The organism is Catenulispora yoronensis (assembly GCF_039531695.1).
GTDB lineage: Bacteria > Actinomycetota > Actinomycetes > Streptomycetales > Catenulisporaceae > Catenulispora > Catenulispora yoronensis.
This window is the reverse complement of sequence record NZ_BAAAQN010000006.1, coordinates 115,998-140,784: the sequence shown is the minus strand read 5'-3', so window position 1 is coordinate 140,784 and position 24,787 is coordinate 115,998. Positions and strand designations below refer to the sequence as shown.

At 71.5% G+C, this 24,787-nt stretch carries 22 protein-coding genes; 7 read left to right on the top strand and 15 right to left on the bottom strand.

Going from position 1 to position 24,787, the window contains the following annotated elements; all coding sequences use genetic code 11:
* Positions 1–36: 36 nt before the first annotated feature.
* The 9 genes from ABD481_RS07275 to ABD481_RS07235 all read right to left on the bottom strand — a co-directional run bounded on the left by ABD481_RS07275 (position 37) and on the right by ABD481_RS07235 (position 9,587).
* Entirely contained in the window at positions 37–261 is a 225-nt protein-coding gene (locus ABD481_RS07275) for a hypothetical protein (RefSeq protein WP_344664764.1), read from the bottom strand.
* A 50-nt stretch (positions 262–311) separates the two neighbouring features.
* Complete coding sequence (locus ABD481_RS07270; RefSeq protein WP_344664763.1) at positions 312–1,226, bottom strand: hypothetical protein; 915 nt, start codon at positions 1,224–1,226, stop codon at positions 312–314.
* Positions 1,226–2,170, bottom strand: coding sequence for a type II secretion system F family protein (locus ABD481_RS07265; RefSeq protein WP_344664762.1), 945 nt, complete (start codon positions 2,168–2,170; stop codon positions 1,226–1,228). The genes ABD481_RS07270 and ABD481_RS07265 overlap by 1 nt, the downstream gene beginning before the upstream one ends.
* Positions 2,157–4,418: an ATPase, T2SS/T4P/T4SS family gene (locus ABD481_RS07260; protein WP_344664761.1), complete on the bottom strand. Its 2,262-nt coding sequence runs from the start codon at positions 4,416–4,418 to the stop codon at positions 2,157–2,159. Before ABD481_RS07260 ends, ABD481_RS07265 begins: the two co-directional genes overlap by 14 nt.
* A complete protein-coding gene (locus ABD481_RS07255) occupies positions 4,408–5,232 on the bottom strand; it encodes a hypothetical protein (RefSeq protein WP_344664760.1) in 825 nt (274 codons plus the stop codon). The genes ABD481_RS07260 and ABD481_RS07255 overlap by 11 nt, the downstream gene beginning before the upstream one ends.
* A 42-nt stretch (positions 5,233–5,274) precedes the next feature.
* Positions 5,275–5,988, bottom strand: coding sequence for a CpaB family protein (locus ABD481_RS07250; protein ID WP_344664759.1), 714 nt, complete (start codon positions 5,986–5,988; stop codon positions 5,275–5,277).
* A gap of 216 nt (positions 5,989–6,204) precedes the next feature.
* Complete coding sequence (locus tag ABD481_RS07245) at positions 6,205–7,152, bottom strand: hypothetical protein (RefSeq protein WP_344664758.1); 948 nt, start codon at positions 7,150–7,152, stop codon at positions 6,205–6,207.
* A gap of 204 nt (positions 7,153–7,356) precedes the next feature.
* Positions 7,357–8,373 (bottom strand): acyl-CoA dehydrogenase family protein, encoded by a 1,017-nt coding sequence (locus ABD481_RS07240; RefSeq protein WP_344664757.1) that lies wholly within the window; start codon positions 8,371–8,373, stop codon positions 7,357–7,359.
* The gene (locus ABD481_RS07235) at positions 8,373–9,587 is read right to left on the bottom strand and encodes an acyl-CoA dehydrogenase family protein (protein WP_344664756.1); all 1,215 of its coding nucleotides are present in this window, start codon (positions 9,585–9,587) and stop codon (positions 8,373–8,375) included. Before ABD481_RS07235 ends, ABD481_RS07240 begins: the two co-directional genes overlap by 1 nt.
* Before the next feature lie 107 nt (positions 9,588–9,694).
* Here ABD481_RS07235 and ABD481_RS07230 point away from each other — a divergent pair, with 107 nt between their 5' ends.
* Positions 9,695–10,339, top strand: a complete 645-nt coding sequence (locus ABD481_RS07230; RefSeq protein WP_344664755.1) for an isochorismatase family protein — start codon at positions 9,695–9,697, stop codon at positions 10,337–10,339.
* Here ABD481_RS07230 and ABD481_RS07225 read toward each other — a convergent pair.
* Positions 10,324–11,442, bottom strand: a complete 1,119-nt coding sequence (locus tag ABD481_RS07225; protein WP_344664754.1) for an LLM class flavin-dependent oxidoreductase — start codon at positions 11,440–11,442, stop codon at positions 10,324–10,326. The genes ABD481_RS07230 and ABD481_RS07225 overlap by 16 nt on opposite strands.
* Before the next feature lie 164 nt (positions 11,443–11,606).
* Here ABD481_RS07225 and ABD481_RS07220 point away from each other — a divergent pair, with 164 nt between their 5' ends.
* Complete coding sequence (locus ABD481_RS07220) at positions 11,607–13,145, top strand: class I adenylate-forming enzyme family protein (RefSeq protein WP_344664753.1); 1,539 nt, start codon at positions 11,607–11,609, stop codon at positions 13,143–13,145.
* Positions 13,146–13,202: 57 nt separating this feature from the next.
* Here ABD481_RS07220 and ABD481_RS07215 read toward each other — a convergent pair whose 3' ends face one another.
* Complete coding sequence (locus ABD481_RS07215; protein ID WP_344664752.1) at positions 13,203–15,278, bottom strand: hypothetical protein; 2,076 nt, start codon at positions 15,276–15,278, stop codon at positions 13,203–13,205.
* Between the two features lie 344 nt (positions 15,279–15,622).
* On the bottom strand, positions 15,623–16,702 hold the full coding sequence (locus tag ABD481_RS07210; RefSeq protein WP_344664751.1) for an FAD-dependent oxidoreductase: 1,080 nt from the start codon (positions 16,700–16,702) through the stop codon (positions 15,623–15,625).
* A 249-nt stretch (positions 16,703–16,951) separates the two neighbouring features.
* Here ABD481_RS07210 and ABD481_RS07205 point away from each other — a divergent pair, with 249 nt between their 5' ends.
* The 3 genes from ABD481_RS07205 (at position 16,952) to purU (ending at position 19,425) form a co-directional block, all read left to right on the top strand.
* Positions 16,952–17,263: a hypothetical protein gene (locus ABD481_RS07205; protein WP_344664750.1), complete on the top strand. Its 312-nt coding sequence runs from the start codon at positions 16,952–16,954 to the stop codon at positions 17,261–17,263.
* Entirely contained in the window at positions 17,263–18,444 is a 1,182-nt protein-coding gene (locus ABD481_RS07200; protein ID WP_344664749.1) for a glutathionylspermidine synthase family protein, read from the top strand. The genes ABD481_RS07205 and ABD481_RS07200 overlap by 1 nt, the downstream gene beginning before the upstream one ends.
* Positions 18,445–18,540: 96 nt before the next feature.
* Positions 18,541–19,425: a formyltetrahydrofolate deformylase gene (gene purU / locus ABD481_RS07195; RefSeq protein WP_344664748.1), complete on the top strand. Its 885-nt coding sequence runs from the start codon at positions 18,541–18,543 to the stop codon at positions 19,423–19,425.
* An 89-nt stretch (positions 19,426–19,514) separates the two neighbouring features.
* Here the strand turns inward: purU and ABD481_RS07190 are convergent, their stop codons facing one another.
* The 3 genes from ABD481_RS07190 to ABD481_RS07180 form a co-directional block, all read right to left on the bottom strand.
* Positions 19,515–20,597 carry a hypothetical protein gene (locus tag ABD481_RS07190; protein WP_344664747.1) on the bottom strand — a complete coding sequence of 361 codons (1,083 nt, stop codon included), beginning with the start codon at positions 20,595–20,597 and terminating at the stop codon, positions 19,515–19,517.
* Positions 20,598–20,611: 14 nt separating this feature from the next.
* Positions 20,612–21,145, bottom strand: a complete 534-nt coding sequence (locus ABD481_RS07185; protein ID WP_344664746.1) for a SigE family RNA polymerase sigma factor — start codon at positions 21,143–21,145, stop codon at positions 20,612–20,614.
* Positions 21,146–21,310: 165 nt separating this feature from the next.
* The gene (locus ABD481_RS07180) at positions 21,311–21,961 is read right to left on the bottom strand and encodes a TetR/AcrR family transcriptional regulator (protein ID WP_344664745.1); all 651 of its coding nucleotides are present in this window, start codon (positions 21,959–21,961) and stop codon (positions 21,311–21,313) included.
* Between the two features lie 182 nt (positions 21,962–22,143).
* Here ABD481_RS07180 and ABD481_RS07175 point away from each other — a divergent pair, with 182 nt between their 5' ends.
* Both ABD481_RS07175 and ABD481_RS07170 read left to right on the top strand, forming a co-directional pair.
* Complete coding sequence (locus ABD481_RS07175) at positions 22,144–23,007, top strand: M24 family metallopeptidase (RefSeq protein ID WP_344664744.1); 864 nt, start codon at positions 22,144–22,146, stop codon at positions 23,005–23,007.
* On the top strand, positions 23,004–24,776 hold the full coding sequence (locus tag ABD481_RS07170; RefSeq protein ID WP_344664743.1) for an SDR family oxidoreductase: 1,773 nt from the start codon (positions 23,004–23,006) through the stop codon (positions 24,774–24,776). The genes ABD481_RS07175 and ABD481_RS07170 overlap by 4 nt, the downstream gene beginning before the upstream one ends.
* Positions 24,777–24,787 lie beyond the last annotated feature (11 nt).

The window sequence follows — 24,787 nt, the reverse complement described above, 5'->3', positions numbered from 1 at the left end:
CAGCTTCTCGATCATCATCGTGTTCCCGTCGTGGTCTCAGCCGCTGACGACGACGCCGGACTTGTCGCTGATGTTGCCCTTGTCGTCGGTCCAGACCTTGTTCAGCAGGACCGTCAGGGCCCCGGCCGCGGCCAGCAGGAAGCCGCCGATGATGACGACCTCCAGGGTGGTCACGCCCTCCTCGCCGCGACGCAGCTTGCCGACCATCACGCGCAGCGCGTCGAATTGGATCTTCATGAACACCAGTTGCTGCTCGATCATCGTGTGCTCCTGTCTCGGTGTGTGGGTGGTGTTCTTGGTGCACTCCCCGCTCAGCGGACACGGGCGAGCTCGACGACCGCCGGATAGGCCATCATGATCATGATCACGATTCCCATCAGCGTCACCGGGATCACCATGCGCTCGCTTCGTGCGTTCGCCACGGCCTTCTCCTCGGTCAGGACCGCGTCGCCGAGGCTGTCGGCCTGCGCGACCAGCCGTTGGAACACGGCCGTCCCCTCCTGGCTGGCCGACCGCAGGGTCTGCGCGGCTTCGACCAGGTGCATGACACCGAGCTCGGTGCCAAGTTCCTCCAACGCCCGCCAGGGCGTGGTGTTGGACATCTGCGAGGCCAGCAGCGTGGCCCGGATGCGCTGCAGCACCCAGGAGTCGCCGACGGTGGCGGCCTCGGTCATCGCCTGCACGATCCCCAGGTTCGCCCGGCGCTCCAGGGCGACGTTGATCAGATAGGCGTGCAGGACCTTCAGGAATTCCGCGCGGGCGCTGCGGGCCCGGCCGCGGATCTCCAGATCGGGTCCGAAGAAGCAGACCGCGCCGACCAGCAGCGCTATCCCGATCGGGATCGCCAGTGAGATGTGGATCTTCAGCGCGACCAGGAACAGCGTCAGCGCCGCCGGCAGCAGCAGGCCCAGCACCCCCATGCCGATCTTCTCGGCACTGTGCGTCGTCGCGTTCTTGCCCAGGATCGCCAGGTCCTCCGGCGAGGCGAGCACCAGGCCGCTGCCCTGCAACCAGGTCAGCAGCGGCTCGGGCAGGATCGAGCGGCCCTTCGCCCCGGGGGCCAGCCGCGGATCGGACGCCACCGGCGTGGCCTCGCGCAGCGGGGAGTTGAGCCGCTGCACCGCCGAGCGCAGCTCCGGCGGCGGGCTGGGCAGCAGGTGCGCCACCACGAGGGTCAGGCCGCCGCCCGCGACGACCCCGGCGACGATCGGCGCCACCAGGCTCATCAGGAGCCTCCCATCCCGAACAGCGAGGACTTCTCCTCGGCCGGCGCCCGGGCCGCGTCGGCGCCGAACAGCCGGGGCTCGGGGTCCAGGCGGGCGATCGACCGGGTCCACATCAGGCAGCCCAGGAAGGCGGCGACGAACACGATGAAGGCCACCTGGCCGCCCACCGTGCGGTAGCTCTCGATGAAGTTGACCTGGGTCAGCGGCGCGGTGAAGAACATCAGCAGGCCGACGATGGTGACCCAGCGGGCGGTCGAGGCCGGCTTGGCGCGGTCGGCCTCCAGGGCCTGCCGGACCTCGACCCGCTTCTTGACCGTGGCCGCCAGCCCGTCCAGGGACTCGGCCAGGCCGTCGATCGAGCGCCCGGAGACCATGATCAGCTTCTGGCAGGCGAAGTCGTAGGTGCCGTCGCCGATCTCGTCGGCGAACGCCATCAGCGCCGAGGAGGTCGGCAGGCCGGCGGCGATCGCCGCCGACATCCGCTGCAACTGCGGAGCGATGATGTGGACGTCCTGCGCCGAGACGCTCAGCGCCTGGTCCAGCGAGATGCCGGCGCGCATCCGGGCGGCGATGCCGCGGATCCAGGCGTCCAGCGCGCGCAGCCGCTCGGTCTGCTCCTTGCGGGACTTGTCCGGGATCACCAGCGCCGGCACCACCACGACCATCACGGCCGCCGCGAGCCCGAACATCGGGACCCCGGTCACCAGCCAGGTCGCCGCGCCGATCAGCACCGAGCTCGCGGCGATCGCCTGCCGCCGCTCCCGGGCGTGCGGCCCGGTCGCCGGGGCGACGAACTCGCCGAGCCGGGTCAGCGGACCGTCCTTGATCGGCCGCGCCGCGCTCGGCGTGCGCTCCTCGCGGCGCGTCAGCCCGACGACGGCCAGCAGCAGCCCGAAGCCGACGCCGCACCCGGCCGCCGCCGCGATCAGGTCACCGGAATCCACGGTCGCCTCCGCCCCGGTCCGAACGGTCGCCGCGCTCGGACCGCCAGCCGCGGCCGGTCCGGTCGTAGGGCTGGCCGCCGGTCCCGGCCGTGCCGTGGGCGCCCTGCTGGTGCGCGCCCCGGTCGCCGCGTTCGGCGTACCGGTCGATGCGCTGCCGGTCCTGGAGGTACTGGCGGTCGAACTGGTCCTGGTCCGGCACCGGCGCGGCCTGCTCGTGGTAGCCGCTCGCGGCCGGGGTCCCCATTCCCTTGAACGGGGCCGCGACCGTCTCGGCGCGGTGCTGGGCCGGCGCGGCGGCCTGCGCCTTGTGCTGCGCCGCTGCCGCCGCCGTGTTCCCGCCGCCGCCCGAGGTGCCGACCCCGGCCAGGCTCCAGCTGTCGTTCCCGTGCAGCAGCCAGTTCGGGTCGAAGCCGGCCTTCTGCAGCCTGGCCATCTTCTCCGGCCGGTGCGCGAACACCGCCCGGCCGTCGGCCCCGGCCGCGAAGACGTCGGTGGCCGACGGATTCATGCCGTCGCCCATGCCGTTCACTTCGACGATCTGGTCGACGAACCGCCGCGCGCTGCGGGTGTTCTGCATCCCGGACGCGGAGTCGGAGTCCATCTGGACGTTGACGATGTAGTGCAGCGACTCGGCGGCCAGCTGCACGGCCGAGTCCCGGGTCATGTTCGTCCTCGTGCACAGCGTCACGAACCGGCCGAACACGTCGCGCGCGGAGTTCGCGTGCATCGTGCACAGCGAGCCCCGGCCACCGGTGGACACCGCCTCCAGCATCGCGACCACCTCGGCGCCGCGGATCTCGCCGACGATCAGCCGCGTGAAGTTCATCCGGAGCGCGACCTCCATGATGTCGGTCAGCGTCACCTCGCCGGCCCGGCGCCCGTTGTAGCCCTGCTCGGCGGTGCCCACCAGGGACTGGTAGGCCACCATCCGCGGATGCCGGCCGACCTCGTCGAGGTGCAGCTCGTACTCCGTCTCCAGGGTCGCGTACCGCTCCATCGGCGGGATCTCCGCGGCCATCGCGCGCAGCAGCGTGGTCTTGCCGGAGTTCAGCGGCCCGGTGACCACGATGTTGCAGTTGGCCAGGATCGCGGCCCGCAGGAACGCGGCGATCGCGGGCGAGAGCATGCCGCGGCCCACCAGGTCGTCCAGCGTCACGTCGACCACGCGGTGCCGCCGGATCACCAGGTTCGGGCGCTTGCAGGTGCCGATGGTGGCGGTCAGCCGGGCGCCGTCCTCCAGCGTCAGGTACAGGCTCGGGCTGTTCGCCGACAGCGTCCGGTTCTGCTTGCCGGCCCAGTACTGGAGGTCGTTCAGCAGCGCCTCGTCGGAGTCCGCGATGGCCGGCGCGCGCTCCACCCGGCCGTCGCTGTAGACGACGTAGCCGTCGTCGCAGCCCCGGAACTCGATGTTCTCGATGTCCGGGTGCTCCAGCAGCGGGGTCAGCCGGCCCATGCCGAACACCGAGGCGGCGACCGCGCGGCGCATGGTGTGCTGCTGCGACTCCGACGGCGCCAGCCCGCGCGAGATCGCCCGGGCGTACCAGGAGTTGACCGCTTCCTCGATCATCGCCATGCCGAAGGCGCGGCGCTGCTCCTCGGTGCCGACGTCGCGGGCCGGGAACTGCTCGGTGATCCGGTCGCGGACCTGCTTGCGCAGCAGTTCCACGGCGGTCCAGTCGATCTCGGCGAAGGCGTTGATGTCGCCGGGGCCCGAGGACCGCTGCCCGGCGCCGGGCGGGGCGCCGAAGCCGGTGCCCGCCCCGGCGTACGCGCCGGCCGGGCTGCTCCGGCGGTCCAGCTGGGCGCCGGGCGAGGCCGGGCCGGGCTGTGCGTGCTGGGGGTGCTGGCTCAGCTGTCCGTGCTGGCCGTGCTGGGCCGGCGCGGGCAGCCCGGCCGGCTGCCGGGTCGCGGGCCACTGCGGGTTGTGCTGGTCCGGGGCCACCGGGAACTGCGCGCCGTTGATCACCGCCGGCGGCTGGCCGCCGGGCACCGACGGCGGCCGCAGCTCCCGGACCGGCGCCAGCGGCGGCTCGGTCCGGTGCTGGCCGCCGGGCCCGCCCGGGTTCGGCCGGGCCTCCCACGGCGGCGCCTCCGGCGGCGGCAGGGAGACGCTTTCCCGGTTCAGGAACGCGATCGCGTCCCGCAGTCCGGAGCCCTGCGCACTGCGGCCGGCGTTGTGCCCGCCGGAGCGCAGCCGCCCGGAGAACCGGTTGCCGTCCTGGTTCTTCTCACTGCGGTCAGCCGACATGGGCCGCCTCCCCGTGGCCGGCGGGCAGCGACAGATGCCCGGTGCGGGCGGCCGGCGCGGGCCGGCTCAGCTGCTGGTCGATGGACGCCTGCAGGATTTTGACGTCCCGCATGTAGGCCGAGCGCAGATAGCCCCCGGGCAGGTGGCGGCGGCCGAGGAGCTCGGCGCCGACGCGCTCGTCGTGGCGGACCTCGGCGATGGTGTCGACCTCCAGCGTGTGCTGGATCGCCTTGCGGTTGTTGTGCCGCTGCGCGGCCGAGGGCCGCACCACCGCGGCCAGCCGCCAGCGCGGGTCGGCGTAGGGCCGCGCGGCCATCAGGTGCGTGGTGAGGGTCTGGACCGCGTCGTGCGCGGCGCGGATGTGCTCCAGGTGGTCGCCGGTCAGCAGCAGCACCAGATCGGCGTTGCGGATCAGCGGCAGCGGGGCGTGCGGGGAGTGCAGCGAGCCGCAGTCGACCAGGACGTCGACCGGGCGGCGCTTGACGATCAGCGAGGGCAGCAGGTGGGACAGCGGCTCCCAGAGCGCGGCCACCCCGGCGGCCTGCGCCGGGACCTGGATCCCGGCCAGCAGCCGGGCCTCGGACCCCGGGCTCAGCGGCTGCACGAAGTTGTAGACCTGCTGCGTGATGTCCGAGCGCTGGTGGATCGCGGCCAGGCCGAGCAGCCCCTTGGTCATGTCACCGGTGCCCTGCTGGTAGCCGGCCAGGATGTCCCCGTAGCGGGGATCGCATTCGGCCACCAGCACCGGCCGCGGCCAGATCTCGGCCAGGGCCACGGTCGTCGTGGTCACCCCCGGCGCGTTCTTGGCCGACACGAGGCAGATCATCACCATGGTCTTCGTCGATCCGTCCCGTCGTCACTGACCGGTGGGCGGGACTATGACGCCCAGCCGCTGCTCGTCCGCGAACAGCTCGATGTTGGGCGCGTCGTTGGGGTCGACGGCCAGCGTCACCTTCCCGGCCGCGCCGGCCGCGGCCTGGCTCACGCTGACCACCGTGACCTTGAAGGTGGCCGGCTTGGCCCCGGACAGCACCCGGGCGCCGGCCGAGTCCGCGGCGATGGTGTACTTGCCGGCCTGGTCGCTGACCACGCCGTTGACCACCAGGGTCAGCTTCTTGCCGGGCACGATGCCGCTGGGCATCAGGAGGTTCTTGAGGTTGATCACCACCAGCGCGGCCCCGGGCGGGGTGGGCGGCACGCTGGAGACGTCGGCCGGGTTCAGCAGCGCCCCGCTGTGCAGTTCGGTGGTCGCCGACATGGCCAGCACCTTGGACTCCTGGTCGGCCCGGACGAAGGAGACGCCGGTGGTGTTCAGCGCGACCTGCACCGTGGTCAGGTCGCCGGGGGTGAGCTGCTGGCCGTAGGAGACGTCCTTGGCCAGCATCAGCACCGGCGTCTTGGCCGCGCTCTGGTGGTTCCAGAACACGAAACCGACCGCGGAGGCGCCGATCAGGGCGACGCCCAGGGCCAGGACGGCCGGCTGCCGGCGGGCCCGCGGCGGGTCGGGCTGAACGAACGGCGTCGGCGTGAAGTTCCCGCCCGTCGGCGGTGTCGCGGTTCCGGTGCGCATGGTCGGTGCTCTTTCCCGATGGGCCGGACCGCCGCCCGCGGCGGGGCTGCCGGGGTGTGGGGGCTGCCGGGTCTGGGGCGGTCGGGGCCGTGCTGTGGGGCGTGGGGTGGTGCCGGGCTTACGGGTGGTGCCGCGGTCGTACTGGCGATCGGGGTTGCCTATGGAGTTCTAACCACTCGGACCGTAATTCAGTCCTCTGATATTTACACCGACTGGTTACGGACTGGTGGCCAATGCCTGGATTTCTCCCACTCTTATCGGAGTGGAAGGCGTTAGGAGGTTCCCCGTGTAGCTTTTCGGCAGAACGACCGTTGTGGCCACGCCGTTGGTGTCGATCCGGGTGCACGAGATGTGCCAATAGACCTTCGCCGTCAGGGCGTAGACCCCGTCCTGGGTCTTGCCGTTGGCTTTGGTGTAGTACGGCGAGCTGAAGGTGTTGACGCACGCGTTGGGCTGACCGCTCGCCGTCGGATTGAAACCGAGGTCGTACGGGATCCCGTAGCCCAGGCCCGGACTGGGCGTCGGGTACGTCGTGGTGGGCGTCACCGGCGGGGTGGTCGCGGGCGTGGTCGGCGGAGTGGGCGTCCCGCCGCCGCAGCGGAACAGCGAGCCCTTGTCGGTGCTCCAGTCCACCTGGTCGATGACCGCCTGGTCGATCACGGTGTTCACGACCCCGGCCACGGTGACAGTGGTCTGCAACGCCGGCGGCACGCCCTCGATCCACAGCCAGGTCGGCATGCCGACCACCTCCAGCGCAGGCTTGGGCGCCGCCGGGTTCGCGCGCGGGGTCAGGCCGATGGTGAACGCGCCGGGGACCAGCTTCAGGACGATCTGGTCGGCCAGGTTGCCGCCGGTGTCCACGACCGTCGTGGTGCCCGGCGGCGGAACGACGACCGTCGCCGAGGGCAGCGCGGTGACGGTGTTGTTCGCGGCCAGGGCGGCCTGCGGGGCCGCCGCCGGCGGGTGGGGCAGCCCGCCGTCCCGGGCGATCGCGGCCGTGTCCTGATTCAGCGGCGAAGCCATGCCGGCCGTGTTAGCGTTGCGCGACGCACAGCCGGTCGCGGCCAGGGCGATCGCGAGGACGCCGACGGAGAGAGCCGCCGGGCGTGGCGTGAAGCCGCCGATGCCGCGACGCTCCGTTGCACTGCTGCGACGCGCCGTCATCACCGGTGCTCCAGGGATCGCGGTTGCTGCTGAGCTGGGAAGTCGTCTTCGTTACGCTAGGGATCCAGGTATAGGCGCAGCGTTGCGGAGTGTCAATATTCGTAGTCAGTCAACGCCCGAGTGTGTTCGCCGGGCCGCCGCGGCGACGTGCGGTGTTCGGGCCGGGACAAGGTGTCGTCGGTCGCGGAGGTGGCGGGATTTCTCTTACAGGGCTTCGGAAATCAGGTCGGCGTGCGCCGCGGCCCGGCCGTGGGCGAGCGAAAGCGCCCAAGCCCGCTTGAGGAAGTAGTGCAGACCCATCTCCCAGGTACAGCCCATCCCGCCGTGGACCTGGATCGCAGCCCTCGCATTCGCCACCGCCGCCTCGTCGGCGAGAATTTTCGCCGCGGCGACCGCGACGGCGGCGGCCGGCAGGTCCGCGCCGTCCCGGTCCGCGCAGTCGTCGTCGAGCTGCACCGCGGCCGAGTGCACGGCGGCCCGGGCCAGCTCGGCGCGGGCGAACATGTCGGCGCACAGGTGCTTGACCGCCTGGAAGGAGCCGATGGGGCGGCCGAACTGGGCCCGGGTCTTGGCGTAGGCGACCGCCCGCTCCGTCAGGGTCGCGGCGATGCCGACCTGGTAGGCGGCGGTGAGCAGCGCGCCCTCGCGCAGCAACGCGTCGGCGGTGGCGGCGTCGCCGACGATCTCCCCGCGCAGCGGCTTCTGGCGCAGGCGGTGCAGCGGGACGCAGGGGTCCACCGGATGCGGGACGGGTTCGGCGCGCAGCTCGACCGGCTCCACCCGCAGCACCTGGATCCGGGCCTCGCCGTCGACGACCTCGACCACCAGCAGTGCGTCGAGGGCGTCGAGGTGCTCCAGGTAGTGGGGCGCGCCGCTGGTCAGGTCGCCGAACCCGACCCGGTGGCGTCCGCTTCCGTACTCCGGCAGCAGCGCGGCGGCCAGCGCGGTGGCGATGTAGGGGCCGGTCGCCAGGGCCCGCCCCAGCTCCTCGAAGACATGCACCGATTCTGCGTGCCCCAGCTCCAGGCCGCCGTGCCCGGCCGGCACCCGGAGCCCGAAGACGCCGAGTTCGGCCAGGTCCCGCCACAGGGCCAGGTCCACACCGCCGGCCCCGGCCGCCGGCGTCTGCTCGCCCGGCGTTCCGGGCGAGGGGTGCTTGCCCAGCACGTCGCGCACGGCGCCGGCCAGGGCCAGCTGGTCCTCGGTCGGCCGGAAGTCCATTACCGCCCGCCCCCCTTCGCGATACCGCCCGCCGCCGGCTCCTTGGGCAGTCCCAGGAGCCGCTCACCGATGATGTTGCGCTGGACCTGCGAGGTGCCGGCCGCGATCGTGTATGCCAGGGATCTGAGACGTTCGTAACCCGGCTCGCCGTCGTAGGCGCGGTGCTCGTCGTCGAATGCCAGGGACTCCGGTCCGCGGACCTCGGCATGCAGATCATCGAGATGTTGCCGGGCTTCGGAGAACCTCAATTTGAAAACTGAGGAACCGGCGCCCGGAATGCCGCCCGGGGAATGTTCGGCCTCTGAGACATTGCGTTTCACCAACGCCCACAGCGCGTCGAACTCGGCGGCCAGCCGGGCGATCCTTCTGCGGATCCCGGAGTCCTCCCAGGTCGAGTTCTCCCTTGCCAGCGCGGCGATCTCGACCAGCCGGCGCCTGGCCCACACGACTTCGGAAACGAAACCCGTTCCGCGCTCGAAGGCGAAGGTGACCATGGCGATCCGCCAGCCGTCGCCCTCCGCCCCGACGCGATCGGAGATCGGGATCCGCACATCCTCCAGGATCATTTCCGAGAACTCCGTCGATCCGCCGGCGGTCATCAGCGGCCGCAAAGTGATCCCCGGGGTGTCCATCGCCATGATGAGCCACGTGATGCCCTGGTGCTTCGGGCCGTCGGCGGGGCCGGTGCGCACGAGCAGTTCGCAGAAGTCGGCCACCTCGGCGTGCGAGGTCCAGATCTTGCGGCCGGTGACGACGTAGTGGTCGCCGTCGCGCACGGCGCGCGTCCGCAGCGCGGCCAGGTCCGAGCCGGCGTCGGGTTCGGAGAAGCCCTGGCACCAGATCTCCTCGCCGCGCAGGATCCCCGGGATGTGCCGCTCGCGCTGCTCCGCCGAGGCCTCGGCGATCAGCGTCGGTCCGGCGTGCAGCAGTCCGACGAAGTTCACGCCGACATAGGGCGCCCCGGCCAGTTCCGACTCCTCCAGGAAGATCAGGTGCTCGGTCGGGGTGGCGCCCCGGCCGCCGTACTCGGCGGGCCAGTTGAGCCCGGCGTAACCTGCCTGATGCAGCAGGGCCTGCCAGTGCGCGTCGTGGGCCCGGCGTGCCGGCCAGTCGTCCTGGGACGGGCGCGGATCCAGCGTCGGGAGCACGTCTCGGAGCCAGGCGCGCAGCTCCTCGCGGAACCGCTGTTGGGCCGGGGTGTCGCGCAGCTGCAAAGCGGCCTCCTGGAAATCTGACGGTCCGTCAGGTGAGCGTATTGCCGGGGCGCGCGGGCGACAAGTGCCGCTCCTCATCCCACGGCGGGTCGGTTACCGTGCGCGCCATGCCCCTGGACCTGAAAGCGATGCTGGAACCGTCCCGCTGCGCGGTCGTGACCTCCGAGCTGCAGAACGGCGTCATCGGGCCGTCGGCCCTGTTCCCGGAACTGGCCCGGCTGGCCGGGCGCCGGCTGGAAGCCATGGCGGTCGTGGTGGACGCGGCCCGCGCGGCCGGCGTGCCGGTGGTCCACGCGACGGTCCACCGGCGTGCCGACGCCCGCGGCGCCAACACCAACGCCGGGGTGTTCGGCGCGGCGCTGAAACGGGCGCGCGAGGCGGACTTCGAGGACCTGCTGCCCGGATCGGCGGCGGCGGCCGTCGTCGACCGGATCGGCCTGGCCGAGACGGATATCGTGCTGCCCCGGTACCACGGCCTGGGCCCGATGCACGACACCGGGCTGGCCGCGGTGCTGCGCAATCTCGGGGTGCGCACCGTGGTCCCGGTCGGGGTGTCGGTCAACGTGGCGATCACGAACCTGGTGATGGACGCGGTCAACGCCGGGTTCGCCGTCGTGCTGCCCGGCGACGCGGTGGCCGGGGTGCCCGAGGAGTACGCCGAGTCGGTGATCGCCAACACCCTGTCGCTGCTGGCCGTCGTGGTGCCCGCCCGGGAGATCGCCGGGCTCTGGGGTGTTCAGCCCCCGAGCTGAGCCTCCCGCTGGCGGGTGGTCGAGTGCACCGGGTCGGTGTCGAACCGCGGCAGCACGTGGCGGCCGAAGGTCTCCACCGACTCGATCGCCACGTCGATCGGCATCGCGGTGGACAGCATCCCGAACACCAGCTGGTCGGCCCCGATCGCCCGCACCGCCTCGACCGCGCCCGCCACCTCCTCGGGCGTGCCGACGCACATCTGCTTCGCCGCGATGATCGCGTCCAGCGCGGGCACGTCCATCTCCGGGATCCGGCCGCCGAGGTCGGTGACCCACTGCGGGCGCGGGAAGGTGTCCAGGTACTTCCACAGCAGCGTCTGGTGGTAGCCCGAGCCCATGGCGGCCGCGACCTCCCGGGCCCGCCGGCCGTCCTCCAGGCACATCAGCTGCGAGGTGATCATCACGTTGTTGTTGACGTAGCCGCCGACCGGGTTCTCGCAGCGCTCGATCTCCTCCTTGTAGACGGCGATCAGCTTGGCGAGGTCGTCCATCGACGCCTGTGCGAAGCAGAGCACGCCGATCCCCATCTCGGCGGCCTTCTTGAAGGTGCCCGGCGAGCCGGCCGCCACCCACAGCGGCGGGTGCGGATCGGTCAGCGGCTTGGGCAGCACGTTGCGGGTGGGCATGGAGAAGAACCGGCCGTCGTGGGAGTAGTCGGTCTCCTTCCACATCCGCACGATCTGCGGCAGCGTCTCGTCCACCATCTCCCGGGTGAGCTCGGGCTCCTCGATGCCGAAGCCCAGCTGCTCGGTGGTCGAGGAGCCGCGGCCGACGCCGAACTCGAACCGGCCGCCCGACAGGTGGTCCAGCATCGCCACCTTCTCGGCGACCCGGGCCGGGTGGTTCACCGGCGGGGTGATGTTGAAGATCCCCGAGCCCAGGTGGATGCGCTCGGTGGCGGCCGCCAGATAGCCCAGGAAGGCCTCGTTGGCGGACAGGTGCGAGTACTCGTCGAGGAAGTGGTGCTCGGTGGCCCAGGTGTACTTGAACCCGGCGCGGTCGGCCGCCTTGACGAGCTCGATCTCGTCGCGCAGGCGCGATGCCTCGGTGATCCCCGGCTGGTCCTGCGGCACGTACAGGCTGTTGAAGAGGCCGAACTCCACGGTGGGCTCCTACTCGTCGTCGTGGCGCGTCGGCATCTGACGCACCGTCAGATATCGTACTGATCGGCTTTGCGCCCGCAAGGGGCACGCGCGGTACGCCTCTTCCCACCGGTGGTGGTCCGAGGTAGAACTGACTCACCGTCAGATCGGTGGAGGAGGCCCGGATGCTCGACGCACCAAGCCTGTGGGACCTGATCGAGCTGCGCGCCGACGCCGACCCCGGCCGGGAGCTGCTGGTGGACTCCGGCGGCTCGCGCCTGACCAACGGCGGGTTCCGGGACGCCGCGCTGCGGACCGCCGCCGGCCTGCACGCGCTCGGCGTCCGGCCCGGAACGGTCGTGTCCTGGCAGCTGCCGACCTGGACCGCCGGCTACGTGCTGATGGCCGCGCTGTGCCGGCTGGGAGCCGTCCAGAACCCGATCATCCCGATCTACCGCGACCGCGAGGTCGGCTTCATCGTCCGGCAGATCGCCCCGGAACTGGTGATCACGCCGTCGGAGTTCGGCGGCTTCGACTTCGCCGCGATGATCGCGCGCCTGACCGGCGGTACCAGCACCCGGCACGTGGCGGCGGACCGGACGCTGCCCGAGGGCGACCCCGCGACGCTGCCCGCGTACCGCGCTCCCGGCGAGCGCGAGCTGCGCTGGTACTTCTACAGCTCGGGCACCACCGCCGACCCGAAGGGCGCGCGGCACACGGACACCGCGATCCTGGCCGCGGCGCGCGGCATGCACACGTGCCTGGCCCTGACCGCCGACGACATCAACGGCATGGCGTTCCCGCTGACCCACATCGCCGGGCCGATCTGGCTCGGGGCCTCGCTGATGGCCGGCGCCTCCAACGTCCTGCTCGACCGGTTCGACCCGGGCGCCGCGGTGGAGCTGTTCGGCCGGGAGAAGGTGACGCTCGGCGGTTCGGGGACACCCTTCCATCTGGCCTATCTGAAGGCGCAGCGGGAGTTCGCCAGGACCCGGCCGGGCGAGCGGGCCTTCCCGACCTTCCGGCTGTGCAACGGCGGCGGCGCGCCGCGGCCGGCGACGCTGCACGCGCAGATCCGCGACGAGGTCGGCGGCCTGGGCGTGATCGCGGGATGGGGGCTGACCGAGGCGCCGATCCTGACGATGTCGACGGTCCACGATCCGCAGACCGCGCTGGACGACTCCGAGGGCCGGCCGATGCCGGGTGTGGAGCTGCGGGTGGTGACCCTGGACGGCCGGACCGCGAAGCCCGGCGAGGAAGGCGAGCTGCGGGCCAGGGCGCCGCAGCTGATGCTCGGCTACGTCGACGCGGCCCTGGACGGCGAGGCCTTCGACGAGGAGGGCTACTTCCGCACCGGGGACCTCGGGACCGTGGACGAGGACGGCTTCGTGCGGATCACCGGGCGGCTGAAGGACATCATCATCCGCAAGGGCGAGAACATCTCCGCTAAGGAGATCGAGGACCTGCTGTTCACCCATCCGCACGTCGCCGACGTCGCCGTGATCGGCCTGCCGGACCCGGAGCGCGGGGAGCGGGTGTGCGCGGTGGTCGTCGGGGCCGAGGGCGCGGCGCCGTTGCAGTTCCTGGAGATGGTGGAGTTCCTTCGCCGCGAGGGGCTGATGACGCAGAAGCTGCCCGAGCAGCTGGAGCTCCTCGACCTGCTGCCGAGGAACCCGACCGGGAAGGTGATCAAGCGGGACCTGGTGGGCCGCTTCAAGGACTGACGGTCCCGCTCATATTCTCCCTATATATAGGACAAGCGGCCGGAACCATCCCGGGCCTCATGAGGCTGTGACACCCGGGACATAGAGCACCGACAGGCGCAGGTTCGGCTCCTGCTCCGCGAACTGCTGGAGCAGTGCCGCGAAACCCTTGCTGATGACCGCGATCCTCGTGCCGGGCGGGCAGATGCGCAGGTAGGCCTTGACCGAGTCCATAGCGGCCTGGACGTCGGCGGCCACCGGCAGACCCGGGGCCGCGTCGGGGAGGCGGTTGAGGAGCTGGAACGGCTGATCCACGCGGGTGATGCCCGGGGGCATCCAGACACTGGTGAAGGTGTCCGGATCGAGGGGGAGCAGGAAGACGTGGCCCACCTGGTGGCTGACCGTCGTCGCGATCTGCGTCATCAGGTAGCTCTGGTGCGAGGTGCCGTAGGTGAACACGGTCGGGACACCGTCAGCGACCACGCCTCCGGCCCGGACATAGGCGGCGTACAACGAGGCCCAGGTCGCGGGGATGTGGCCCCGGGACCAGATGACGGTGGCGCTGGTGGCCTGCGGTTGCGGGGGGTGGTTCTCCCAGTGGGCCGACATAGGGAACCCGTTGGTCACGGCCAGCGGCAGCGCGACCGACGCGGCGGCCAGCGCGGCCTCGGCCCGCCGGGAGACCCGCTGACCGTTCAAGAACAGGCCCAGCGCGCCGATCCCGCAGAGCGTCAGCACCCATGACGACTCCACCAGCTTCGAGCTGTAGTACTGCGGTGTGCCGGAGCGGACGCGGCCGTAGAGCTCCATCGACACCGCGATCGCGAACGAGGCGCCGATGGTGACGGCCGAGGCCCGCCACACCGGTGACCGCCGGCCGGTCCTGGTCAGGACACCGGCGACGGCCACGATCGTCAGCGCGATCATCAGCCCCCGGGGGAGATCGACGAAGCCGCCCCGCTCGGTGAACATGGCGCTGAGCGGATGCAGCTTGAGCCCGGCCGCGACCGTCACGGCCGATACCGCGAAGGCGACGGCCGCGACGCGGATGAGCAGATCCCGCGCGGGGCCGGCCGCCCGGATCGCCGGGCGGGTCCGGAAGGCGATGATCGCGGCGATGCCGGCGTTGATCAGGAACATGCTGTAGACGGTGGCGATGGCGGTGAGCAGCACACCGGCCAGAAGGATCTGTTCGTACACGCTGGCCGGCGGCCGGAACATCAACGCGGCCGTCACGGCGAGGAACGCCAAGCCCAGGATCTCGCCGTCGAACGACATCTGGAACATCGTGACCAGTTGGCCGAACACCGCGAAGGCCGAGGCCGTCGCGGTGATCAGCACCCGCCGCCAGCCGATGACCGACGGACCCGCGATCCACCGCGCGGCCCAGGGGATCGCGAGCGTCAGCAAGCAGAATCCGAGGACCTCGTACTGCGAGTAGCGGACCACCTCGCCGACCGGCGCCCCGGGATCGGTCGAGGACCGCCGGAAGATGTCGAGCAGCGCGTAGAGGTAGTGCGCTCCCGGCGGGTAGCCCGACATCTCGAAGCGGTACGGCGCCTTCACCCCGCCGCGCAGGAACGGGTAGCCGCCGTCGCGGTGGATGACGTCGAACAACGAGAAATGGTTCGCCGTGTCGTGGTGCGGCATCAGGAACGGGAAGGCGTCGGTGAAGCTCTTGCCGCGCAGCGGGCGCCGGAGCAGGACCCAGGTGACGACCGGGCCGGCGAGGATGATCGCGTCGGTCGCGCGCACCCGCTCGGGAAGGCGGGGCAGGCGCCCATGGCGGTGGTGGAGGACGACGCCGACGACGACGAGCACCGTGTTCGAGAACCCGGCCACGGCGACCGGATGCAGATGCCACGGCCAGAACGTGAACATCATCCCGGCGGCGATGAGCAGGCCCGTGCTCAGGGCGCCGGCGATCACCAGCCGATCGAGGAGATCCCGGCCGACGCGGAGCAGCGACGCGGTGCCGAGGAGGATCGCCAGGGGGAGGATCTCGTCGACGCGCAGCGCGTGGGTGAGGGCGGGGAAGGCCCACGCGGCGGCGAGCAGTCCGGCGGCCATCAGAGCCTTGCGATGGTGGAACGGGGTCGATGACCTGGTGTTGTCACTGTCCGCGCCAGCGTCGCGACGATCTATGACGGCCATTCCCGAAGGATCGCAGAATCCTTCTGCCGGGGGTAGGGGTCGTGGCCGGGCCCGGAGAAATGGCGGCGGTACCGGCGGGGTGTACCGGTACCGCCGCCATCAAAAGACCGAACCCCGTTGTCCGGCCCCGTTTTGTGGGGCACGCGGCCGCGCCACACGACCTCGTGCCCCGGGCTGCCCGACGGTCCCAGGCCGAGCAGCCGGCCACTTCGCGCCGCACCCAACCTGTGCGGCGCCCAAACTTTGCGGTGCTCGAACTCTGTGCCACTCGAACCATGCGGCACCCAACCTGTGCGGCGGCCAAACCGAGCGCCGTCCAAGCCCTGAGCCGCACAGCCCGCCCGCTACGCCACCGCGGCCTTCAGCACCCGCTCCGCCTCAGCGACCACGTCTCCCGCATGCGCCATCGCCCGAGCCCGGGCCTGGGCGCCGGTCGCGGCCCCCACCCCCCGATAGGTCCGCGTCCGGTCCCGCCCTGACAGCCGCTCGGCCAGCACCTCGGCCTGCGCCTCCACCACGTCCCGCGCCGCGGACAGCACCCGCCGATGCTCCGCGCAGGCGCCGAGCGCGTAGACGGCCGGGTCCGAGACCGACCTCAGCGTGTCGTCGACCACGATCCCGCGCGCCACCGCCAAGCCGGCGGTCCATGCCAGCGCGACGTTGGGCGCGGTCCCGCAGGTGACGACCGCCAGATCCGCCGTCAGGCGGTACCCGTCCGCCAGCGTGAGCGCGGCGAGCGAGCCGTCGGGCCCCTCCTCCACGCTGCGCACCCGGCAGTCCTGATAAGCGACCACTCCGGCCTGGCGCAGCTCGAAGTAGGCGTCGGCGGGCGTGATCTCGGGCGTCGCCGGCATCTGGTCGATCAGCTCGACCGGCAGCGGCGGACGGTCCGGATCGGCGCTGCGCAGCGCGTGCAGCGCCGCGGCCACGCGCAGTCCCGTCGCGCTGCCGCCGATCACCACCGCCCGCGAAGCGTCCCGGGCCGCCGTGGCGAGCGCGCGGAAGTCGGCGGCACTGTGGGCCGGAAGCACCCCGGGGAGCAGGTCCTCGGCGGCGGCCCCGCCGCCACCGCCGCCGGCCCGCAGCCCCCGGATCGGCGGCAGCACCGGGTTGGTCCCCGTCGCCAGGACCAACGCGTCGTACGGCTGCACCTGATGATCAGTACCGTGCACCACCCGGTGCATCCGGTCCACCGCCGTGGCCCGGACCCCGACCCGGAGCCGCAGCCGCGCGTCGTCGGGCACCGCCAGCGGAGCCGGCGCCGTGCCGGCGGCCAGGGCGTCCGGGAGGGCGTCTCGGTCGTAGGCGTCCGGGCCGTCGGCGGCGTAGACGGTGACGGCAAGGTCCTGGTCACCAGCAAGCAGGCCGGTGACGAGCCGCTGGGCGGCGAGCCCCCAGCCGACGACGACGATCTTCCTGGTCATCGAGGATCCTTTCGCTCGGTGTCGCTGTTCTCCGATTCGGTGGCGGTTCTCCGATTACGTGGTGCTCCAACTCGGTGACACCACCATGACCGACCCAAGTTTCCAGTCCGATTCGGCATTGTTTCGGCCGATGACCCACGGCGTACGCTAGGAGTACGCTTCAACTGCTTGCTGCCGGAGACGGCAGGTCAGGCGGCTCGGGCGGATTGGCAGTTTCGGGGGCGAAACAGACTGCGGGGAGGGCGCGCGATGCGCGACCAGTTGATGAGGCAACGGACCAAACTTCTCGTCGGCGGCATGCTGTCCGCCGCCGTGATCGGCTGGGGCGTCACGGCCTGCAGCCACGACGACCACGAACGGTGCGTGGACACGCGGGACAACACGGTGATCGCGGACTCGTACTGCACCGACCTTTCCTCCAGCTACGGCTACGCGCACTGGTACCGCGGCGGCAGCGGGTTCACGATGGGCTCCAAGGCCGGCGGCGGCGAGGTCGGCGAGCACGGTGTGGCCCGCGGCGGCTTCGGCGGCCACGGCGGCGACGGCGGGCACGGCGGCTGATGCGCAGGGTCCAGAGCCGTCCCCGTGACGGCTGGCAGCAGGCTGTCGAATCGCAGGGCCTGGTCTTCCCGGTCACCGAGAAGGAGGACGGCACCTCCGTCCCCTACTGGTACGAGTCCGCGCACTACGCGCTGACCATGGCCGAGGTCGACGCGCTTGAGGAGACCACCGAGGAACTGCACGCCATGTGCCTGGCCGCGGCCGAGCACATCGTCGCGCGCGACCGGTTCGCCGACCTCGGCATCACCGACCCGGCCGTGGTGCGGGCCGTCCGCGAGTCCTGGGCCGCGCAGCCGCCGACCCTGTACTCCCGCTTCGACCTCCGCTACGACGGCGAGGACGGCCGCGGCGCCAAGCTGCTGGAGTACAACGCCGACACCCCGACCATGCTCCTGGAGTCGGCGATCTGCCAGTGGTACTGGCTCCAGAACACCCGGCCGGAGCTGGACCAGTGGAACTCGGTGCACGAGCGGCTGGTCGACGCCTGGCAGCGGATGCGGGTCCGGCTGTCCCACGGCCCGGTGCACTTCGTCTACGCCGAGTCCGACGAGACCGGCGAGGACTTCATGACCTCCGCCTACGTCGCCGAGACCGCCGAGCAGGCCGGGCTGACGCCGGTCCAGCTGCCGATCGAGCAGGTGGGCTGGGACGAGGCCGCGCAGTGGTTCGTGGACCTGGACCGGACCCGGATCCGGACCGTCTTCAAGCTCTACCCGTGGGAGTGGCTGGCGGTCGAGGACTTCGGCCCGGCGGCGCTGCGGACCCTGGACCGCACCCAGTGGATCGAGCCGGTCTGGAAGATGCTGCTGTCGAACAAGGCGCTGCTCGCGGTGCTGTGGGAGCTCTACCCGGACCACCCGAACCTGCTCCCGGCCTACCTCGACGGCCCGCGCGACCTGAAGGACTACGTCGCCAAGCCGCTGCTGGGCCGCGAGGGCGCCTCGATCAAGATCGTCACCGGCGGCGAGCGGTTCGAGCAGCCCGGGGACTACGGCGAGGAGGGCTACGTCTACCAGGCGTTCGCGCCCCTGCCCTCGTTCCCCGGCCCGGACGGCGGCGGACGCGCGGTCCTGGGCTCGTGGCTGGTCGCCGGGGAGCCGGCCGGGCTGGGCATCCGCGAGTCCGACGGGCTGATCACCGACACCTACGCGCGGTTCGTGCCGCACGTCATCGACGGTTAGCGGGGCCGGCGCCGGGCCGCCGGACCGGGCCGGCGCCTCCGCTCCATGGGGCCGATAGCCGGACGCTACTGGGACCAAGCCCCGCGATCAGCCACAATGGCGGGCATGGCTGAGCAGAAGAAGCAGCAGTGGGTCCTCACCCTGTCGTGCCCGGACACGCCCGGCGTCGTCCACGGCGTCGCCAACTACCTCCTCATGACCGGTTGCACCATCCTGGACAGCCAGCAGTACGGCGACCCGGACACCGGTCTGTTCTTCATGCGCGTCAGCTTCAGCCGGGTCCACGACGAGGTCACGCTGGAGCAGCTGACCAGCAGCTTCGAAGCCGTGGGCGCGACGTTCCGGATGGCCTGGCGCTTCCACGACGCCGAGGAGCGGATGCCGGTCGTGCTGATGGTCAGCAAGTTCGGCCACTGCCTGAACGACCTGCTGTTCCGCGCCTCCACCGGCGCGCTCCCGATCGACGTCGCGGCCGTGGTGTCCAACCACCGCGACTTCGAGGACCTGACCCGCTCCTACGGCGTGGACTTCGTGCACCTGCCGGTCGCCGCCGGCGACGCCGAGGCCAAGGCGAAGGCCGAGACCGCGCTGCTGAAGCTGGTCGAGTCCCGCGGCGTGGAGCTGGTGGTGCTGGCCCGCTACATGCAGGTGCTCACCGACGACGTCTGCAAGGCCCTGGAGGGCCGGATGATCAACATCCACCACTCCTTCCTGCCGAGCTTCAAGGGCGCCAAGCCCTACCACCAGGCCCACACCCGCGGCGTGAAGCTGATCGGCGCCACCGCGCACTACGTGACCGCGGACCTCGACGAGGGCCCGATCATCGAGCAGGAGGTGGCCCGCGTCGGCCACGCCGTGACCCCGGAGCAGCTGGTGGCGGTCGGCCGCGACGTGGAGTGCCAGGTGCTGGCGCGCGCCGTGAAGTGGCACGCGGAGCACCGGGTGCTGCTCAACGGGAAGCGGACGGTCATCTTCTCCTAGCGCCGGGCCGCGGCCTGAGGCTGAGCTGCGGTGCGCCCCGGAACCCTCGCGGGTTCCGGGGCGCACCATTCGGATCGAGGCGGCTCGGGTCAGTTGCCGCTCCCGGCCGTGCTCAGGCTCGACTGCGACCCGCTCGACCCTGGCCCGCTCGAACCCGACGCGCTCGAACCCGGCCCGCTTGGCTGCGACCCGCTCGACTGCGAATCGCTCGAGCCCGGCCCGCTCGACTGCCAGTCGCTCGACCGCGTCGGCCAGTTCACCGTGTCGCCCGCCGAGATCGAGGTCGGCACCGTGCCGTACGGCGGGTGCGCCGTGGAACCGGTCGCGCTCGGCGGCGTCATCACGCGGAGCCGGTTCTCAAGGTCGAGGTAGTGGGCCCACTGCGTCGTCGCGTACTGCACGAACGCCGCGTTCCCCGTGATCCGCAGCAGCTGCTCGTTGGTCAGCAGCTGCCCCGCCGTCGGTGGTTGGATGCCGCCCAGGGTGCCGCTCCCCTTGATCCCGATCGTGATCGTGATCCGGGGGTCCTTCAGCTGGTCCTTGACGTAGCCGGCGCTCTGCCCGCCCGACGGCCCGCCCTGCACGACGACGCTCCCGCCCGCCGTGCTGGTCTGCACGCAGCCCTCCGGCGGCGTGCGGCACGCGGGTGCCTGCCCGTCGAGCGTGCTGGCGAAGGTGACCGACGGGAACAGGTAGTTCGTCCCCCCGGGCCCGGTGAGGATCAGCGCGTGGTTGCCGGTGCCTTGGACCGTGAACCCCGGCGGCAGCGCCGCCTGGATGTACGGCGCCGAGCCCTGTGCGAAGGCCGTGTCGAAGTTCTGCGCCTCGTTGAACGCTGTGCAGTAGTCGCTCGCGCCGCCGGACGTCGGCGGGTTCTGGATGTTGCACAGCTCGGTCCCCGCGGTCCCCGGCCCGTCGAGCGGGAACGAGCGCGGGGTCCGGGGCGCGAGCGGATCGCTGCCGGTCGCCGAGGTGCTGCCCGACCCCGTGCCCAGGGCGGCGGCCCCGGCGCCGATCGCGAGCACCATCACGGCGGCCGCCGCGGTCAGCGTCCAGTCCCGGCGCCGCCGCCGGTCGCCCCATTCCATCGCCGGACCGACGACGTCCCGCGGCTGCGGCTCGTCCTCCGGCGGCGGGAAGGCGCTGGACAACAGCTTGCGCATGTCGTTCACAGAAGTTCTCCCTCCTAGTCGTGGATGAGCTCGCCGACGGCGGCGCCGAGGCGCTGACGCAGGATCGCGATGGCCCGCGCGGTCTGGCTCTTGACCGTCCCGGTCGACACGCCGAGCGCGTCGGCGGTCTGCTCGACGGTCAGGTCCTCCCAGAACCGGAGCACGACGACGGCCCGCGCCCGCGGCGGCAGCGTGTCGAGTGCGCTGCGCACCGCGAGCCGGAGCTCGGCGTCGTCCCGGCGGGCGGCGGGCTCGGGGGCGTCCTCCAACGCCACCGTCCGCCGGTCCTTCTTCTTGAGGTCCAGATAGGCGCGGAACAACACCGTCCGGGCGTACGCGTCGACCGAGTCGGCGCGCAGCACCCTCGGCCAGGACCGGAACAGCCGACCGAAGGTCGTCTGCACCAGGTCCTCGGCGGTGTGCCAGTCCCCGCACAACAGGTACGCGCTGCGTCGCAGGTGCGGCTGGGCCCCCACGGCGTACTCGCGGAACTGTTCACGGGCTTCGGCCGGACCGCCCCGGGCCGGCGGGCTCTTGAGTGTCCTCACATCAGATAAGACCGGAGCCGGCGTCGCAGGGTTGGAAGCTGTTTTCCGGACGGCGGAAATCGCCGCCCGGGGTGCGGGCCCGTGCCGGACTCAAGCGGGAGTCCACCGGGTTGTCATGGCAGGTTGTCACGGCGGGTTGCCACGGCAGGGTGTCCCGGCGGAGCCTCACACCGGGATCTCGTGCCCGATCGCCATCAGCAGCGCGCCCAGCTGCACGATCAGCTGCTGTTGGATCTCCTCGCGCGCCATGTCGCGGTGCTTCAGCCAGTCCAGCACCCCGGTCTCGGCGGCCGCGACCCAGCACTTCAGCGTCATCCGGACCAGCGGGTCCACCGGCTTCGGCTCGTCGAGGCCCTCGACCAGCAGCTCGTAGACGGTGTCCTCGACCGAGTGCACCAGCTCCGCGGACTCGCCCCCGGAGCCGTAGGCCGCCGAGCCGCCGAGCAGCGCCACGAACCCGGCCGAGTGCGCCTCGGCGAACTCCACGAACGCCCGCACCGCGCGGTCCAGGCGCTGCAACGGCGTGTCGCCGGGCTCCACCTGCGCCAGCCGGCGCGTGAGCTCGGCCGCGGCCTTGGACAGCGCGGCGGCGTAGAGCTCCTGCTTGGTCCCGAAGTAGTGGTACACCAGCGCCCGGGACGCCCCGGCGGCCTGCGCCACGTCGTCCACCGACACTTCTTCCGGGCCGCGTTTGGACAGCAGGTCCAACGCGGCCTCGATCAACTCGTCGCGGCGGCGGTCCACCGAGAGCCGGCGGCGCGGCGCGGTGCGTGAGGGGGACCGGACGGGGCGGGAGCTGCGGGACTCGGACTGCACATCGCCATGCTGCCATGTCCGGTGGGGGGAACGAATCGCGAAGCCGCCCACGGCGATTCCCGTCACCTTCCCGTCTGTGCGCCGTTCTTCCCCCTCAGGGGCCTCCAACCATCGGCAACAGCTCGGGAACGGGTCGGAAACGGGTCTTGTCCGGACGGGGCCCCGGACCTACATTAGACATCGTGTCCAATAAAACCGGCCCCACGCCGCCCGCCCCCGAGGCCCTGGAACGCCACCGTGCGGCGCAGGCGCTCGCCTACCGCTGCGCCGAGACCGTCGGCGCGGGACTGGAACCGGGCGTCACCGAACGCGAGGCCGCCCGCCGCATGCGCGCGTTCCTCCGCGACAACGGCGTCGAGGACTTCTTCCACATCCCTTTCGCCTGGTTCGGCGAGCGCACCGCCTTCCGCTCGCTGAAGGGCCCGTGGACGCCGCTGCACTTCTTCCCCAGCGCGAAGCGCCTCCAGGAGGGCATGCCCTACGTCCTGGACTGCTCCCCGGTCGTCGATGGCTATGTCTCCGACATCGGCTACGCCGGCGTCCTCGGCGGCCCCGGTACGAACCGCATCTTCGACGCGCTCATGCGCGACCTCGCCGAGTACCGCACCCTGATCCCGCAGCGGATCAAGGCCGGCGACACCCTCGCCGAGGTCTACGCCGCGGTCGACGCCCTCATCGCGCGCCAGGGCTACGAATCCCGCCACAAGGTCTATCCGGGCCGGGTCATCGGCCACCAGGTCGGCCACATGAGCCAGCGACGCAACATGGGCCGCTACGCCTTCGGCTTCGGCCTGCGCACGCTGGAGACCCTGGGCCGCGAGATCGTCACTGAGGGGATCAAGGGCCGCTCCCCGCTGTGGGCCGGCGGCCGCGCCTCCCGCCACGCGCCCACACCGGGGCTGTGGGCGGTCGAGCCGCACATCGGATTCCGCGGCGTCGGCGTGAAGTTCGAGGAGCTGCTCGTCGTCACCGGGGACGACGCCTACTGGCTCGACGACGATCTGCCGCACGTGCGGCGGTGGCAACTGGAAGGCGCATACGCATGACCCAGGACGTCCGCACCCTGGCGGTGACGGTGGAGGGCGGCAAGCTCTCCGTCCGCACCTACGGGGACCCCTCGAAACCGACCGTGCTGCTCGTCCACGGCTATCCCGACACCCAGGCGGTGTGGGACGGCGTCGTGTCCGAGCTGGCCGACGAGTTCCACGTCGTCACCTACGACACCCGCGGTATCGGGGCTTCCAAGGGCCCGCTGTTGAAGCACGGATACACCTTGGACCGCCTCGCCGACGACCTCTACGCCGTCGCGGACATCGTCGCCCCCGATCAGCCGATCCACCTCGTCGGCCACGACTGGGGATCGATCCAGGCCTGGGAAGCGGTCACGCGCGCGGATTCCGCACAGCGATTCCTCTCCTATACGTCCATCTCTGGGCCCTGCCTGGACCACGCCGCTATGTGGACGCGCTCCGGACTGCGCAGGCCCACTCCCAAGGCCGCCGCGCGCTCGCTGAAGCAGGCGCTCGCCTCCTGGTACATCGTCATGTTCCACCTGCCGGTCGGCCCGCGCGTCGTCTGGCGCCTCGGACTGGCCAAGCAATGGCCGCGGATCATCAAAGCTATAGAGGGAACGTCTATAGAGACCTCTGCCACGCTCTCTAAGGACGGCTCCCGCGGAGTTCTCTATTACCGCGCGAACATGCTGCCCAAGATGAGGCACCCCGAGGAACGACCCACCTCTGTACCGGTCCAAGTCCTCACCCCCACCGGCGACCGCTTCGTCACACCGGCGCTCGCCGCGCAAGCACCGGCGCCGTGGACCGAGCGTCTCTATGTGCGGAAGGTCAGCGGCGGCCACTGGATCGTCGTGAAGAAGCCCGCGCTGATCGCCGAACGCATCAAGGAGTTCGTCCTGTCCGACATCGCCACCCCCGGAGGGCCCGAACCGGTGCGCTCGCTGCTCCGAGCCGAAGCCAGACAAGGCACCAAGGACCGCCGCGAGTTCGAGGACAAGCTGGTCGTCATCACCGGCGCCGGCTCCGGAATCGGGCGCGCCACCGCGCTGGCGTTCGCGGAGAAGGGCGCCGACATCGTCGTCGCCGACATCGATGCCGTCGCCGCCGCCCGGACTGTGGAACTGGTGGAACTGCTCGGCGCGCGCGCCTACCTGTACACGGTCGACGTCGCCAGTGCTGACGCCATGGAGCGGTTCGCCGCGGACGTGAAGGCCACTGCCGGAGTACCCGACGTCGTCGTCAACAACGCCGGCATCGGGATGTCCGGCCCGTTCCTCGCCACCGAAGTGAAGGACTGGGAACGGATCCTCGGCGTCAACGTATGGGGCGTCATCCACGGCGCGCGGTGCTTCGGAGAGATGATGCGGGAACGAGGGGAGGGCGGCCACATAGTGAATCTCGCCTCGGCCGCCGCCTATACGCCGTCGCGCGCGCTGTCCGCGTACTCGACCTCCAAGGCCGCCGTGCTCATGCTCTCCGAATGCCTGCGCGCGGAGTTCGCCCGCTACGGCATCGGCGTCTCCGCGATCTGCCCCGGCTTCATCGCCACGAACATCACCCGCACCACGAAGTTCGTCGGGCAGAGCGCGGAGCAGCAGGAGCGGACCCGACAGCGCGTCACCGGCCTGTACCGGCGGCGCAACTTCGGGCCGGACAAGGTGGCCGAGCGCATCGTCGACGCCGTGCGGCGCGACAGGCCGGTGGTGCCGGTGGCGCTGGAGGCCAAGGCGAGCAAGGCCATTTCCCGGCTGTCCCCGGCGCTGGCGCGGCGGATGGCCAAGATCGACCCGACCGGCTGAGGAACTGACTC

Excerpts from the sequence above, each read along its gene's own strand:
- ABD481_RS07275 (WP_344664764.1), bottom strand. The coding sequence starts at position 261 with ATGATCGAGCAGCAACTGGTGTTCATGAAGATCCAATTCGACGCGCTG.
- ABD481_RS07270 (WP_344664763.1), bottom strand. The coding sequence starts at position 1,226 with ATGAGCCTGGTGGCGCCGATCGTCGCCGGGGTCGTCGCGGGCGGCGGC.
- ABD481_RS07260 (WP_344664761.1), bottom strand. The coding sequence starts at position 4,418 with ATGTCGGCTGACCGCAGTGAGAAGAACCAGGACGGCAACCGGTTCTCC.
- ABD481_RS07250 (WP_344664759.1), bottom strand. The coding sequence starts at position 5,988 with ATGCGCACCGGAACCGCGACACCGCCGACGGGCGGGAACTTCACGCCG.
- ABD481_RS07245 (WP_344664758.1), bottom strand. The coding sequence starts at position 7,152 with ATGACGGCGCGTCGCAGCAGTGCAACGGAGCGTCGCGGCATCGGCGGC.
- ABD481_RS07240 (WP_344664757.1), bottom strand. The coding sequence starts at position 8,373 with ATGGACTTCCGGCCGACCGAGGACCAGCTGGCCCTGGCCGGCGCCGTG.
- ABD481_RS07230 (WP_344664755.1), top strand. The coding sequence starts at position 9,695 with ATGCCCCTGGACCTGAAAGCGATGCTGGAACCGTCCCGCTGCGCGGTC.
- ABD481_RS07220 (WP_344664753.1), top strand. The coding sequence starts at position 11,607 with ATGCTCGACGCACCAAGCCTGTGGGACCTGATCGAGCTGCGCGCCGAC.
- ABD481_RS07215 (WP_344664752.1), bottom strand. The coding sequence starts at position 15,278 with ATGGCCGTCATAGATCGTCGCGACGCTGGCGCGGACAGTGACAACACC.
- ABD481_RS07210 (WP_344664751.1), bottom strand. The coding sequence starts at position 16,702 with ATGACCAGGAAGATCGTCGTCGTCGGCTGGGGGCTCGCCGCCCAGCGG.
- ABD481_RS07205 (WP_344664750.1), top strand. The coding sequence starts at position 16,952 with ATGCGCGACCAGTTGATGAGGCAACGGACCAAACTTCTCGTCGGCGGC.
- ABD481_RS07200 (WP_344664749.1), top strand. The coding sequence starts at position 17,263 with ATGCGCAGGGTCCAGAGCCGTCCCCGTGACGGCTGGCAGCAGGCTGTC.
- purU (WP_344664748.1), top strand. The coding sequence starts at position 18,541 with ATGGCGGGCATGGCTGAGCAGAAGAAGCAGCAGTGGGTCCTCACCCTG.
- ABD481_RS07170 (WP_344664743.1), top strand. The coding sequence starts at position 23,004 with ATGACCCAGGACGTCCGCACCCTGGCGGTGACGGTGGAGGGCGGCAAG.